Consider the following 13,706-nt stretch of genomic DNA (forward strand, 5'->3'; position numbering starts at 1 on the left):
TTCAGGCTATCAATTCCTTGCGTTGTTCGGTGCTGTATGCCCACGCCGCCCATGCGCGATGCTGAGCAGCGAAGACACGGCCACATACCGCACGGCATTGGCCCATGAGCGAAAAATCCTGGACCGGTCCACCTTGGGCGTGTGCATGGCCAGTGCCACTTCCGTGATGCGCAGCCCCTGGCGGCGCATCAGCAGCAGGGTGCCGATGTCCTGGTAGTCCAGCAGGGTGGCTTCGGCGGATGCGGCCACTTCCATCGCCGCGCGGTTGTACAGCCGAAAGCCCGAGACGAAGTCGCGCAGGCCCAGGCCCGTGATCCAGCGGAACCATTGCCACGCGGCGCGGCGCGGCAGGCTGTCGCGCGCGGCGAAGTAAGCCACGGCCATGTCGGCCTGGCCGCGCGCGGCCAGCAGCGTGGGCAGTTCCTCCACTTCGTAGCGGCCCTGGGCGTCGATGGTGACCACGGATTCGTAGCCCTGTGCCAGCGCGTGCCGTATGCCGGTTTGCAGGCTGCCCCAGGGCGTCATGGCCAGCAGGGGGCGCAGCACGCGGGCGCCGTTGCGCTCGGCCAGGTGGTCGGTGGCGTCGGTGCTGCGGTTGTCCACCACCAGCACGGGGGCGTTGACGAGCGCGCGCACCCGCTGCAGCAGGTGGGCGATGTCGGCGGCATTGTTGTGGGTGGAGATGACCACCATCAACCCCCGCGTGGGCGGCGCGATGGTGGAGCCCGGCGCCAGGCCGCGGTAGTGGCGGGCGGTGACGCGTTCGCAGGGCCCGATGCCGAAGTGCCGGTGCAGGGCCTTAGCGCCCGCTTGGCCGAGGCGGGCGCGCAGGCCGGGGTCGTGCTGCAGGCGGGCGATGGTGCTGCGCCAGGCGTCCACATCCTCATACGGCACGTGCAGGCCGCAGCGTGCGTGTGACACGACCCACGGCATGCCCGAGCCGGGCAGGTCGGTCACCAGGCAGGGTTTGGCATGCTGCATGGCCTCCAGCAGCACGATGCCGAAGGCCTCGGTGCGCTCGCGCGATGCCAGGCAGAACAGGTCGCACTGTGCCAGCAGGGCGTGCTTCTGCGCCTCGTCCACGGCGCCCAACAGGCGTGTGGCGGGCAGGGCGCCGGGCGGGGTGGCGCTGGCGATCAGGACGTGCAGGGCGTCGTGCAGCTCGCCATCGCCGGCGATCAGCAGTTCCACCCCGGGCAGGGTAGCCACCGCACGGATCAGGGTTTCAAACCCTTTGTAGTAGGTCAACCGGCCGATGGACAGCAGGCGCAGCTGCATGCCGGCGCGCCACTGCATGGATTCGGGCAGGTCGGAGTTGGGCGGCGCATTGCGCAGGTCGATGCCCAGCGGCACCACTTCGCACTTGCCCCGCCAGCGGCGCAGCGCAGCGCTGGCCTCCAGATAGGGCGGCGACGTGGCGAACACCTGCTGCGCGCGCTCCAGCAGCGCCTGCTCGAACGGCCGGTACAGCATGTACGCCAGTGCCACCGACCATTTGATGTTGGACACCACCACGTCCGAATGCCAGTGCACCACCCACGGCACCTTGCGCGCGCCGGGCAGCGTCAGCGCCCATAGCGCCGAGTTGTTGGGCATGTGCAGGTGCAGCACGTGGGGCTTGACGCGGTCGATGGCCTGGTTCAGTGCGCGCCTGAAGCCCAGCGCCATCGGCGCATAGACCAGGTTGAACTGCACCGGCACGCGCTGCACCCAGGGCGGGTCATCGGGCAGGGGTTCGCCATGCACCAGCGCGTGGGCGTCGATGCCCTGGCGCCGCTGCTCGCTGATGAGGTCGGCCAGAAACACCTCCATGCCGCCCCGATAGGGGGGATAGAACTTGCCGACGTGCAGGACGCGCATGTAGTGGGGCTCCGCTGACCAGCGCTGGCTGCCGGCTCAGCGCTGCGGGCCGCGTGCGGCCTTAGTGCCGGCTTCAGCGACCACTTGCTCGCGCACCGCGCGGTATTGCGGGTTGCGTGGGTCCAGCTTCAGGGCCCGGTCCAGGTCTTTCAGGCTCTGGGGCAGGTTGCCGGCGGTGCGATAGGCCATGGCGCGGCCGTAGAAGGTGCTGGCCGTGGGGGCACGCGCCAGCAGCTGGTCGAACAGGGCGATGGCGCGCTCCGTCTCGCCCTTGCCCACCAAGGCCATGCCCAAGCCCATCTCCAGGCGCGGGTTGCCGGGGCTTTCCTTGAGCAGTTCGGTGAAGGCCTCGATGGCCGCATCGAACTGGTTGGCGCCGATGGCCGTCTCCGCCCGGCGCAGGCGGATGAGCTGCTGAAGCTTGTCGCCGCCGTCCAGCGCGTCGCTGGCCTCGCGGTGGGCGGCGTCGAAGGCCTGGAAGGCCAGCGCATAGTTGCCCTTGGCAAAGGCCGATTCACCGCGGTGGTAGTGCAGCGACTGCCCGGTGAAGCCCTGGGCTTCGGCGGCGGCGAAGGCGCTCAAGGCTTCGGCATGCTTCTTTTGCTGCTGCAGCGTCACGCCAATGTTGAAGCGGGCCTTGCCGCCCGTGTCGCCCAGGGCCTCGGCCATGGCAAAGTCGCGCTCGGCCTGGGCGTACAGGCCTTTTTCCAGGTGGTGCGCGCCCAGGTTCAGATAGGCGCGGCTGCGGCCCACGGCGTTGGCTGGCGCCTTGCGGTCGATCTTCTCGGCGGCGTCGGCCCAGGCGGTGCCGGCGTTTTGCAGCGACAGCACGCGCTCCAGCGCCAAGGCGCCGAAGGCCAGCCCGGCCACCACGCCCAAGATGTAGATGCTGCGCGGCCGAAAGCCGGTCAGCACGATGGCAGCCAGCCCCGGCAGGGCCACGGCCCACAGGTAGCTGCGGTACAGCACGAACGGGTCCTGCACCCACACGGAGGCAAATTCGGTGAAGTACCACAGCAGTGGCATCAGCAGCAGCAGCGCCGCCAGGCCCCACAGGTTGCTGCGGCGCAGCACCAGCCAGCCAGCGCCCAGCAGCAGCGCCAGGTAGCCCAGGGCGCCCAGCAGGTGCCAGGCAGAGGCAAAGCCCAGCGGGAAGGGCGGGCGCACGTCGATGGACATCCACTGCACGTTCGGCAGCACCCACAGCAGGCCGTAGAAGAAGAACAGCGCCGCTTCGTTGAGGATGCTCAAGGGATAGATGCGCTGCGCGACGCCGGGGCGCAGGGCGTCGAGCTGCTGCACCAGCTCCTGCGATTGCGCGTCAAACACCTGGCCGATGACGCCGCCATAAACGCGCCATAGCACGGCCACGGCTGCGGCGACGAGCAGCAGCGCCGCCGCCGCCACCTGTGCCACCTGCTTGTACGGCGGGCGGCGCACGTACACGTACAGCGGCACGGCCAGCGCGGCGGTCATCACCGCGTATTCCTTGGACAGCAGTGCCAGCACATAGGCCAGCAGCGCCCCAGCGAACCATGCAGCGGCACGCGTCTGCAGGCCGCGCACGAACATCCAGCACGCCAGCAGCGCGAACAGCGTGGCCATGACGATGGAGCGCTGCACCAGGTACGCCACCGCATACACCGCCACCGGGTTGAGCGCGAACAGAGCCACGCCCACGCGCAGCGCGGCAGTGCGCGACGCGGCGAAGTGCGCCTGCTCCTCGAAGCTGGCCGGAAAGCGCGCCGTCAGCAGCAGCGAGCGCAGCAGCGCATACAGCGCCGCCACCACGCCCAGGTGCAGCAGCACGTTGACCAGGCGCTGCTTCCACCAGCCCTCGCCGAAGACCTCCTGCACCCAAACGAAGCTGCCATACGACAGCATGCGCTGGCGTGGCTCGAGCAGGCTGCCGTAGGCCTGGAAGATCGTGCCGTCCTCCAGGCGCAGGTCATCGAACAGCAGGCCGTTGTGCAGGCCGGGCAGATACACGCCCAGCACGGCCAGGACGAGCAGCGCGGCGAACAGCCAGCGGGAGGCGGAGGGAGAAACCATGGGAAGCGGCGGCAAAAAACGGTCGCGTGAGTCTAAGCCACCGGCTTGACCGGGCCCTGACGCCGACGGGCCGGCCTTGTTGTTGGGATAAAAAAGGCATACAGCCCTTGCCAGTCAAGCGTGGGCAGCTATCTATTTTGATTCAACCCGGGCCAGAAACCCGTCCACCAGTGCATAGTGCGCCGGCACGTTCAGCGCCGGCGCATGCCCGCAGCCGGGCACTTCCACCACCTCCAGCAGGCCGCGCGCCCCAGGGCCGCGGGTGCGCATCTCGGCCACGGTCTCGGGCAGCACCAGGTCGGACGATTCGCCGCGCAGCAGCAGCACCGGCAGGCGCAGCGCGTCCCAGTGCGGCCAGATCAGGTAGTCGTTCTCGTGCGCGGTGAACTGGCGCACCATGGCCGGGTCGTAGTGCGGCGTCAGGCGGCCGTCGGGCAGGCGGCGGGCCGAGGTTTCGGCCAGGCGGCGCCACTGATCGTCGCTCAGCCAGCCGTAGGGCGCGTAGACCTGGCGAAAGAACGTCTCCAGCTCGGCCATGGTGGCAAAGCTGGGGGGCTGGCCCGCGTAGGCGCGGATGCGCTGCAGCGCGGCCTCGGCCAGGCGCGGGGCGTTGTCGTTGAGCAGCAGGCTGCGGATGCGCCCGGCCAGGGTGCTCTCCTGCAGCCCGGCCGCGCAGACCGTGCCGATGGCCCCGCCCATGGAGGTGCCGACCCAGTGGGCGTGCTCCACGTCCAACCGGTCGAACAGCTCGGCCGTCAGGCGCGCGTAGAAGGCCAGGCTGTACTCGGTGTCTGGCCGGCCGGCCCACTGGCTCAGGCCCCGGCCCAGGGTGTCGGGGCAGATGACGCGGTAGCGGTCGGACAGGTGGGCGGCCAAGTCGTCCATGTCGCGCCCGGTGCGCGCCAGGCCGTGCCAGGCGATGACCACCGGCGCGTGCGGATCGCCCCACTCCATGTAGTGGATTTCATAGCCGGCGCAGCTGGCGTAGCGGGATCGGGGTGCGGTCATGGGAAGAAGCCTTCAGGCGTGGGATGCATCAGCGCACGAGCCGCCCGCTGCTGCCGATGACAGTGACTTCAACCATGCGCGAGCCGACGCGGTTGCGCGGCGAATAGCTGACGGTCATGCCCCCTAAGTCGAACTCCTGCAGCGACTCCAGGCTCCTGAGCACCTTGGCGCGCGTGGGCTGCGGGCCGGCGCGGCGCAGGGCCTCGACCAGCACCTTGGCGCCCAGGAATTCCTCGAAGCTGGTGTAGTTCACCTCGGCGCCGGGCGCGTACTCCTTCAGCAGCTTCTGGTACTCACGCACCACGGGCAGCATGGGCCGGTAAGGGTAGGGCACGACCTGGGTGATGCCCACGCCGTGGGCGTTCTTCAGGCCGGCCAGCTGCACGATCTCGGACGGGTCGACCACCGAGATGTTGTACAGCTGCGCACCGCCGCCCAGCTCGCGGTAGCGCTTGATGAAGGCTGCGGCCGGGCGGTTGATGGCGATCAGGATCACGGCCTGCGCGTCGGCCGCCTTGATGGCCTGCACGGCCGATTCGACCTGGTCGGTGTTGCGCTCGTAGGGCGCCTCGGCGATGGCCGTGCGCCCGCGCTTGGCCAGCGCCGCCTGCACACCTGCCAGGCCGGCCTTGCCGAAGCCGTCGTCCTGGTACATCACGGCCACGCGTTCCACACCGATGGTAGTCAGCTGCTGCACCATGTGTTCGGCCTCGTCGGCGTAGCCGGCGCGCACGTGGAAGATCCACGGGTTGAACGGCGTGCGCAGCGACTCGCCGCCGGTGTAGGGCGCCACCAGCGCAGCGCCGCCCTGCTCCAGCACGCCGTCCGCCAGCAGCTGCGTGATGTTGGCCGTGCCGGCGAAGCCGAACAGCGCCACCACCTCGGGGCGGGACAGCAGTTCGCGCGTCAGGCGCACGGTCTCGGGCACCTTGTAGCCGTCGTCCACCACCTCCTGGCGGATGGTGGCGCCGTGCACGCCGCCCTGGGCGTTGACCCAGTCGAAATAGATCTTGCCGCCCAGCACCATCTGCTGGCCGGTGGAGGCCAGCACGCCCGACAGCGGCGCTACCTGGCCTACCACCACCTCGGCCGCCAGGGCCGGCCGGCCCGTGGCGCCGAGGGCGCACAGCGCCAGGGCGGCCAGCAGCCTCCTGGCGCGCCTGCCGATGGGCAGTGCTTGCTGCATGCCGGCCTCAGCGGGGCACGGTGAGGGACGAGCCGGCAAAGCCGATCTGCTCGCCCGCTGCCGGCGCGGCCACGAAGGGCGGCACGTTGGCCGCGGTGATCGCGGGCGCCGCACCGGGCGTGCCGCCGCGCGGCGTGGTGCGCACCACCTGGCTGGCGGGCAGGGCTGCGCCGTTCTTCAGGTGGGCCCACATCGCGTCCATGGCCTGGTTGAAGTACGGGTGCAGCGGCACGAAGCGGGTGTCAAAGCCCGCAAACGGCAAGAAAGCGTCGAAGTGCTGGCCGTTCACGACCTCGATGTAGCGCAGCTTGCTCGACGTGCCTTCGATCGTGCGGTTGAGCGCCGTGTAGGCGCGCGCGTTGTTGTTCACCGGCACCAGCGCATCGCTGCGGCCGGCCACGATGATGGCCGGCTTGCCGCGCAGGTTGGCGCTGTGCAGCACCTCCTGGATGCCGGCACGCACCTTGTCGCTGTCGGCCTTGGTGGGCGTGCTCGAGGCCGTGAGCGCGACACCCGTCGCCAGGTCCTTGCCGCTGACCAGCGCGTGCTGGCACAGCGCGTTGTCCAGCCCCAGGTCGGCCGCGCCGGTGGAGGGCGAGACGGCGAACTGCCAGGCCTTGGCCCCGCCCACCGAATCGTTGTAGATCACCGTGGCCGGCGTGCCGTTGGCCGTGCCGTTGGCGGTGGCAAAGCTCTGCGCCAGCGCGGTGGGCGTGGCGGCGACCACGTCGCCCGTCAGGCTGGCGGCCGCGAAGCTGGTGGCGCACAGGTTGGCGTCGGCGGCGAAGCGGCCGTAGGCCATGGTGTACATGGCCGACAGGATGGGCCCGTTGCCCAAAGCGTAGTGGGCGTTGTGCATGGTGTCGTTCTCGGCTGACCAGCCGTAGGTGTGCAGCCGGGCCAGCGCATCGGCCGCGCGCTCGGCGGTGGTGGCGCCGCTCACCAGACCCTTGGCGGCCAGGCCATCGCAGCGCGCGGTGGCGCGCGCCGTCATGGACGTCAGGCCGATGTAGTTGTAGATCGAGACCTCGGTCAGTGCCGCGTCGGCCGCCAGCGCGGCGCAGGGCTGGTAGATGTTGCCGTAGGTGGTGTACTCGGCCAGCGTGCGGCCGTAGCCGGCCACGGGCGCGCCGCCGAACTGGATGCCATAGCCGCTGGCGGTGGGCATCTCGGTGACGGGCTCGGAGGCCACCACGCCGTCGATCAGGCCTTCGCCGTCCTGCTCGGCCGCACGCAGCGAGGCCGCGCCGCCATTGGAGGCCGAGCCCGCGATGACCACCGTGTTGCCCTTGGTGAACGGCACCGGATTGGCGGCCGTGCCGTAGCGCGCATTCAGCACGTACAGCGCGTAGCGGCCGGCGGCCAGCGTGTCGCTGCCCCAGTCCTTCTCGGGGTTTTGCTGCGAATGCGCGTGCTTGACGGCGATGCGATTGGGGAAGGCTGCGTTGTAGGCCGCACGCGCCGCGTCGCCCAGGGCGGTGAAGAAGCTCTGGTTGCCGGCTGCGCTGCGCGTGGCGCGCGTGCCGTCGAGCTGGTTTACCGTGTCGTCGGCCAGGTTGTGCAGGCCCACGCCCTTGCCGGCGTCGGTCAACGCCACGGCGCAGCCCTTCTTCAGGCCCCACTCGCCGGCCGTGCCGATGGCGCCGTAGACGCCGCGCGAGCCCGAGGAGGCGCCCAGCACGATGCAGGGGTTGGCGGCGCTGAAGCTGTCGGGCACCTGCACCGCGATCACGGTCTGCTTGCGGCTGGAGCCGTCGTCGAGCACCGCCAGATATTCGTGGCCGGGGATCAGGCCTTCGCTGCTGGTCACCTGGCCGTCGGCCGTGACGTTGGGGCCATACAAAGTGCCGTAGCCACCGCCGGGCAGCGGGTCGAGGATGCCGCGGTAGTTGGAGTACAGGGCGTTGCGGCGCAGCTCGGCGGCCGTCGGGTGGGCCGGGTCGGCGTAGGCCGGCGCGGCGGCAGCGCCCAGGCCGGTCTTGCCGATGCCGCCCGTCAGCAGGTCTTGCGTGGCGGCGGTGCTGCCACTGCCGACGGTGGTGGCCGGGTAGGCGGTGGCGCTGATCTCGCGCACGCCCGCCGGCAACTCGTTGGATGGCCCCAGGGAGCCGCCGCTGCCGCCGCCGCAGGCGGCCAGGACGGCGGCTGCGGCGGCCGTCAACGCCCAGCGCGCTGCGCTGTGGTGGGAAAGGTGGGTCTCTTGCATGCTTGTCTCCTGGTAGTAGTGGGTTTCAATGGCGTGAACGCAAGCGCCCCACCACGCCGGTGGGGAAGTAATAAACCGACAACACGAACAGCAGGCCCAGCCACAGCAGCCAGCGGTCGGGGCTGAGCAGGGCGGACAGCCAGGGCAGGCCTGTGGTGGCCTCGCTCCCCAGGCGCAGCAGGTCCTGCAGATAGCTTTGGGCGACGAGGAACAGCACGGCGCCGATGGCCGAGCCGTACAGCGTGCCCATGCCGCCGATGACCACGATCAGCAGCACATCCATCATGATTTCGAAGGACAGCGAGGTGTCGGGCCCGTTGTAGCGCAGCCAGAGGGCCAGCATGCAGCCGGCCAGGGTGGCGAACAGCGCCGACAGCACCGACGACAGGGTGCGGTACACCACCACCCGGTAGCCGATGGCCTCGGCGCGGAACTCGTTCTCGCGGATGGCCTGCAGCACCCGGCCGAAGGGCGAATTGACGATGCGCAGCAGCGCCAGCACCAGCAGCGTGGCCATCACGAACAGCAGGTAGTACGAGATCAGCCGCCCGTCGATGGACACGCCCAGGAAGGGCTCCTCGAACGGCTCGAAGCTCGGCGACAGCAGCTCGGGCACGCGGAAGGTGAGGCCGTCCTCGCCGCCCGTCAGCTCCGACAGCTGCGAGGCCAGCGTCTGGAACGCCGCCGCCACGGCCAGCGTGATCATGGCGAAGAAGATGGCACGCACCCGCAGCGAAAACAGTCCCACCGCCAGCGACAGCAGCAGCGACAGGGCCAGCGCCCCGGCCGTGCCCGCGGCCAGTGCGCCCCAGGTGGCGCCCATGCGTGTGGTGGCGATGGCGATGCCGTAGGCGCCGATGCCGAAGAACATGGTGTGCGCAAAACTGACGATGCCGGTGTAGCCCAGCAGCAGGTCGAAGCTGGCCACCAGCACCACGAAGATCAGCACCTTGGCCGCCACGTTCAGCGCCTTGACGCCGGGAAACAGGAAGGGCGCCAGCAGCAGCCCGACGAAGATGGCCACCAGAAGGGCCGCCAGCACGCGGTTGCGCGGGTAGTCGCCGGAGAGAAGGCGGTTCAGCATGCGGATGTGCCTTTCTTCTGTGCCCCGGTGCGCCCTGCGCAGGGCTGCGGCGCCCTGCTTGGGCGCCACCTGGGCCAGCGGCCACCGTGCAAGGGCCGCCCCGCCGCACGGGTGGCGTCTCCCTTGCAGGGTGAAGGCGCGAAGCGACTCAGGGGGTATCTCATCGGCTCGTGACTGGAAACAGGCCCTGCGGCCGCCACAGCAGGATGGCCACCATCAGTGCGATGTTGGAAAACAGCGCTACCTTGGGCAGCAAAAAGCCCGTGTAGTTGGCCATCAGCCCCACCAGCAGCGCGCCGATCAGCGCGCCGGAGGTAGAGCCCAGGCCGCCGATGATGATGACGATGAAGATCAGGATGTTGACCTGCGCGCCCATCTGCGGCACCACGCTCTGCTGGTACAGCCCCCACATCACGCCGCCCAGGCCGGCCAGCGCCGAGCCCACCACGAACACGCCCACGAACAGCCGCCGGATGCGGTAGCCCAGGCTCTCGACCATCTCGCGGTCCTGCACGCCGGCGCGAATCAGCAGGCCGACCTTGGTGCGCGCCAGCGTCCAGGCCAGCAGGGCGAACACCGCCAGGCCCACGACCACCGCGATCAGGCGGTACTTCTCGATGGCCGCGTCACCCACCAGCAGCGAGCCACGCATGCCCGCGGGCAGCGGCAGCGGGATCTGCTGCGGGCCCCAGACCACCTTGATCAGCTCCTCGCCGATGATCATCCCGCCCATGGTGATGAGGATCTGCTTGAGGTGCTGGCCGTACACGGGCCGCACGATGAAGCGCTCGAAGGCCAGGCCCACGGCGCCGGCCACCAGCATCGCCACCACCATGGCCGGCAGCACCGCCACCAGGTTGCGCCACAGCGCGGCTGAAGCTGTCCAGTCGCCCATGGCGCCCAGCACGCTGGTGGCCACGAAGGCGCCCAGGGCGATGAACACGCCGTGGCCGAAGTTCAGCACGTCCATTAGGCCGAAGACCAGCGTCAGGCCCGAGGCGATGATGAAGATGATCATGCCCATGGCCAGCCCGGCCACGGTCAGCGTCAGCCAGGTCGAGGCCGAGCCGACCAGCGGCGCGGCGATCAGCGCCAGCAGCGGCACCAGGGCCAGGGGGCGCCAGTCCAGGTCGCGGGCGCTCATCTCGCTGCCTCCTGGAATGCTATGGTTCGAATAGCTGCCAACGCTTGTCTGGCAAGGGCTGGAGGCCAAAAAAGTTTGAAGTTCATAGGGCCAGCCCCAGCAGCGAGCGCTGCAGCTGCTCGTCGGCCGCCAGCGCGGCCATGCGGCCTGAATGCACCACGCGGCCGTTGTCCATCACGGCCACGCCGTCGCCCAGCTGGCGCGCGAAGTCCAGGTTCTGCTCCACCAGCAGGATCGTCGCGCCGCCGGCTTTCAGCTGCGCGAAGGCGTCGATCATGTTGTCGATGATGGCCGGCGCCAGGCCCTTGCTGGGCTCGTCCACGATGAGCAGGTCGCGTGGCTCGACGATGGCGCGGGCCACGGCCAGCATCTGCTTTTGCCCGCCCGAGAGCTTGCCCGCCGGGTGGCGCCAGAACTTCTCCACGGCCGGGAAGAGCTGGAAGATCCACTGCAGCCGCGCCTGGTCCATCTGCGCGGCGCGCTGTGCGCCGCGGGCGGCCAGCAGCAGGTTTTCCTGCACCGTCAGGTCCGCGAAGATGCCCATGTTCTCGGGCACGTAGGCGATGTTCGAACGGGCGATCTGCGGCGTGGCCAGCTGCGTGATGTCCTGCCCGCCAAAGCGCACGCTGCCCTGCGAGGCCCGCCACAGGCCCATGATGGTGCGCAGCGTGGTGGTCTTGCCGGCGCCGTTGCGCCCCAGCAGCATGGTCAGCTCGCCGCGCGGCACGGCCAGGTCGACGCCGTGCAGGATGTGGTACGCGCCGATGTGCGTGTGCACGCCTTGCAGGGTCAGCAGGTCGTCGTTGCCGCTGCTGCTGCTCATGCGGCCTCCTGCCGGCGGCGGCCCAGGTAGGCCTCCTGCACCACGCTGCTGGCCATGACCTCCTCGGGCGGGCCGTCGGCCACCAGCTGGCCATTGGTCAGCACCACGATGCGGTCCGCCAGCTCGCGCACCACGTCCATCTTGTGCTCGACCAGCAAAATGGTCTTGCTGCGGTCCTGCTTCAAGCGGCGGATCAGGTCGAGGATGACGGGCGCCTCATCGTGGCTCATGCCGGCCGTGGGCTCGTCGAACATGTAGACCTGCGGCTCCAGCGCCATCAACAGCGCCACCTCCAGCTTGCGCTGGTCGCCGTGCGGCAGGCTGGCCACGGGGCTGTCGGCGCGCGATTGCAGAGCGACGGATTCCAGGATGCCCCTGGCGCGGTCGGTCAGCTGGCGGTGGTCGCTCCACACGCTCCACAGGTTCAGACCGCGCCGGTGCGCGCCGCGCTGCGTGGCCTGCACGGCCAGGCGCACGTTCTCCAGCACGGACAGGGACGGGAACAGGTTGGTCAGCTGAAAGGCCCGCCCCAACCCGGCGCGCGTGCGCGCCGAGGCCGGCAGCCCGGTCAACTCGCGCCCGCCCAGCCGCACCCGGCCGCTGCTGGCCTTGAGCTGGCCCGAGATCAGGTTGAAGTACGTCGTCTTGCCGGCCCCGTTGGGCCCGACGATGGCGGTGAGCGTGCCCGGCTCGAACGAGCAGCTCACCCCATCCACGGCCACGTGGCCGCCGAAGCGGATGGTCAGGTTCTCGGTGGTCAGTGTGCCCATGGATGCATCTGCAGGAGGAAACGGCCGCGTGGCTCAGCCGCAGGTGCCGATCACGTAGTAGTCGGGGCCGGTCTGCTTGAGCGGGGTGGTCACGAAGACGTTCCACAGCCCCATGTTCTGCCCGGAACCTTTGGCGATGGCGTAGCCGCCCTGCAGCACGGCGCGGCCGGCCTGCACGTGGGCGTAGTTGCTGGCCGTGGTGCAGGTTCCGGGGGTGACCGGAGGCGCCAGCGTGGCGGCGCTGACGGCGGCGGACGCCGCACCCTCGGCGCCGCTGCCGTCCAGCGCGCGCACCGTCCAGCTGTAGGTGGTGGCGGCGGCGAGGGCCGAATCGGTGTAGGCCGTGGCGTGGACGGTGAGCGCATTGGCCTTGCTGCCGTTGCGGTAGACGTTGTAGCCGCTGGCGCGGGGCACGGCGCTCCAGGCCAGGTCCATGCTGGTGGTGGTGGCGTTGGAAGCGCTCAGGCCGGCCGGCGCGGGCAGGACCGGGTCGGGCGGGTTGGTGCCCCCGCCGTCATCGCCGCCGCCGTTGCCGGGGCCGGAGCCCGGGCCCGAGGCGATGCGGTCCACCATGGCCTTGATGGCGGCCATCTGCGTGCCGCTCTTTTGCGCGAAGTTGCCGCCGTACCAGCCCACCCAGTCCCAGCAGGCATTGGGGTTGGGCAGCATGCCGCTCTTGGCCGTGGAGCGGCTGTTATTGTCGATCTTGGCCTGTGGGTACAGCACCACGATGTTGTTGGTGTCGGCCCAGCGGCTGAAGCCGGTGTTCTTCACGAACTTGTCGCCGATCTTGTCCGTGCTCTGCTGGCAGCCGTGCAGCACGACGTGCAGCTTGCACTGTGTGCCCGTGGCGCAGTTGTGCGGCACGTACAGCCAGCCGTTGCTGGCCATGCCGGGGTTGGCCTGGGTGTAGGCGGCCTGGTCGAACTCGACGTAGTTGCCGGCCGCCGGCGCGTTGCTGCGCGCGTTGAGCGGGCCGTAGAAGTGGCTCAGGGCGGCCTTGGCGCCGTCGTAGCCGCAATTGCTGATGTAGGGCGAGGTGCTGCTGCTGCAGGCGTTGTTGCCCGTGCTGTCGAAGTCGGTGGGCAGCACGTGCGCCGTGCCGGGGCGCTTGACGTATTCGATGTTGCCCGCCGGCACGCCGTTGTTCAGGTACTGGGTCTGCAGCGCGTCCGTCAGGTTGGGGCCGACGGTGTAGTCGCTGGTGCCGGTGAAGAGGTAGATCTTCTGCCGGGCCAGCTGCGCCTTGGGATCGATGGCGCCGCTGGCGGCGTAGCCGTCCAGGCTGGACTGCATGCCGCTGAGCTGCGCGGCGCTGATGGTGGCGTTGTACATGCACGCCGTGTAGTTGCTCTGCCCGGCGCACAAGTACGGCCCGGCCGCGAAGATGCCCACGCCCATGAAGGTAGCCGAGTAGGCGGTGCCCAGCTGGTTGGCCATGAAGCCGCCCGAGGACAGGCCGGAGACGCTGATGCGGGTCGTGTCGATGTTGTACTGACCCAGCGGCGGCGCGGCGTGCGCCAGGCCGGCGGCGGCCAGTGCCGCGGCCGCCACATACTGATGCAAAGACATG

At 69.8% G+C, this 13,706-nt stretch carries 10 protein-coding genes; all 10 read right to left on the bottom strand.

The annotated features are described in order from the left end of the window. Positions 1-9: 9 nt before the first annotated feature. A complete protein-coding gene (locus tag RT282_RS03920) occupies positions 10-1,860 on the bottom strand; it encodes a glycosyltransferase (protein ID WP_313311929.1) in 1,851 nt (616 codons plus the stop codon). A gap of 36 nt (positions 1,861-1,896) precedes the next feature. Then, positions 1,897-3,912 (bottom strand): tetratricopeptide repeat protein, encoded by a 2,016-nt coding sequence (locus tag RT282_RS03925; protein ID WP_313311931.1) that lies wholly within the window; start codon positions 3,910-3,912, stop codon positions 1,897-1,899. 132 nt (positions 3,913-4,044) lie between these two features. Next, on the bottom strand, positions 4,045-4,920 hold the full coding sequence (locus RT282_RS03930; RefSeq protein WP_313311933.1) for an alpha/beta hydrolase: 876 nt from the start codon (positions 4,918-4,920) through the stop codon (positions 4,045-4,047). Positions 4,921-4,948: 28 nt separating this feature from the next. After that, positions 4,949-6,106 (bottom strand): ABC transporter substrate-binding protein, encoded by a 1,158-nt coding sequence (locus RT282_RS03935; RefSeq protein WP_313311935.1) that lies wholly within the window; start codon positions 6,104-6,106, stop codon positions 4,949-4,951. A gap of 7 nt (positions 6,107-6,113) precedes the next feature. Beyond that, the gene (locus RT282_RS03940; protein WP_313311937.1) at positions 6,114-8,312 is read right to left on the bottom strand and encodes a 3-hydroxybutyrate oligomer hydrolase family protein; all 2,199 of its coding nucleotides are present in this window, start codon (positions 8,310-8,312) and stop codon (positions 6,114-6,116) included. Between the two features lie 25 nt (positions 8,313-8,337). Next, positions 8,338-9,396, bottom strand: a complete 1,059-nt coding sequence (locus tag RT282_RS03945) for a branched-chain amino acid ABC transporter permease (RefSeq protein ID WP_313311939.1) — start codon at positions 9,394-9,396, stop codon at positions 8,338-8,340. Positions 9,397-9,556: 160 nt separating this feature from the next. Continuing rightward, positions 9,557-10,540: a branched-chain amino acid ABC transporter permease gene (locus RT282_RS03950; protein ID WP_313311941.1), complete on the bottom strand. Its 984-nt coding sequence runs from the start codon at positions 10,538-10,540 to the stop codon at positions 9,557-9,559. 82 nt (positions 10,541-10,622) lie between these two features. Further along, entirely contained in the window at positions 10,623-11,363 is a 741-nt protein-coding gene (locus RT282_RS03955) for an ABC transporter ATP-binding protein (RefSeq protein ID WP_313311943.1), read from the bottom strand. Beyond that, positions 11,360-12,133 (bottom strand): ABC transporter ATP-binding protein, encoded by a 774-nt coding sequence (locus tag RT282_RS03960; protein WP_312759722.1) that lies wholly within the window; start codon positions 12,131-12,133, stop codon positions 11,360-11,362. Before RT282_RS03960 ends, RT282_RS03955 begins: the two co-directional genes overlap by 4 nt. A gap of 33 nt (positions 12,134-12,166) precedes the next feature. Continuing rightward, positions 12,167-13,705 (bottom strand): fibronectin type III domain-containing protein, encoded by a 1,539-nt coding sequence (locus tag RT282_RS03965; RefSeq protein WP_313311946.1) that lies wholly within the window; start codon positions 13,703-13,705, stop codon positions 12,167-12,169. Position 13,706 lies beyond the last annotated feature (1 nt).

This window comes from Pulveribacter sp. (assembly GCF_032079985.1).
GTDB lineage: Bacteria > Pseudomonadota > Gammaproteobacteria > Burkholderiales > Burkholderiaceae_C > Melaminivora.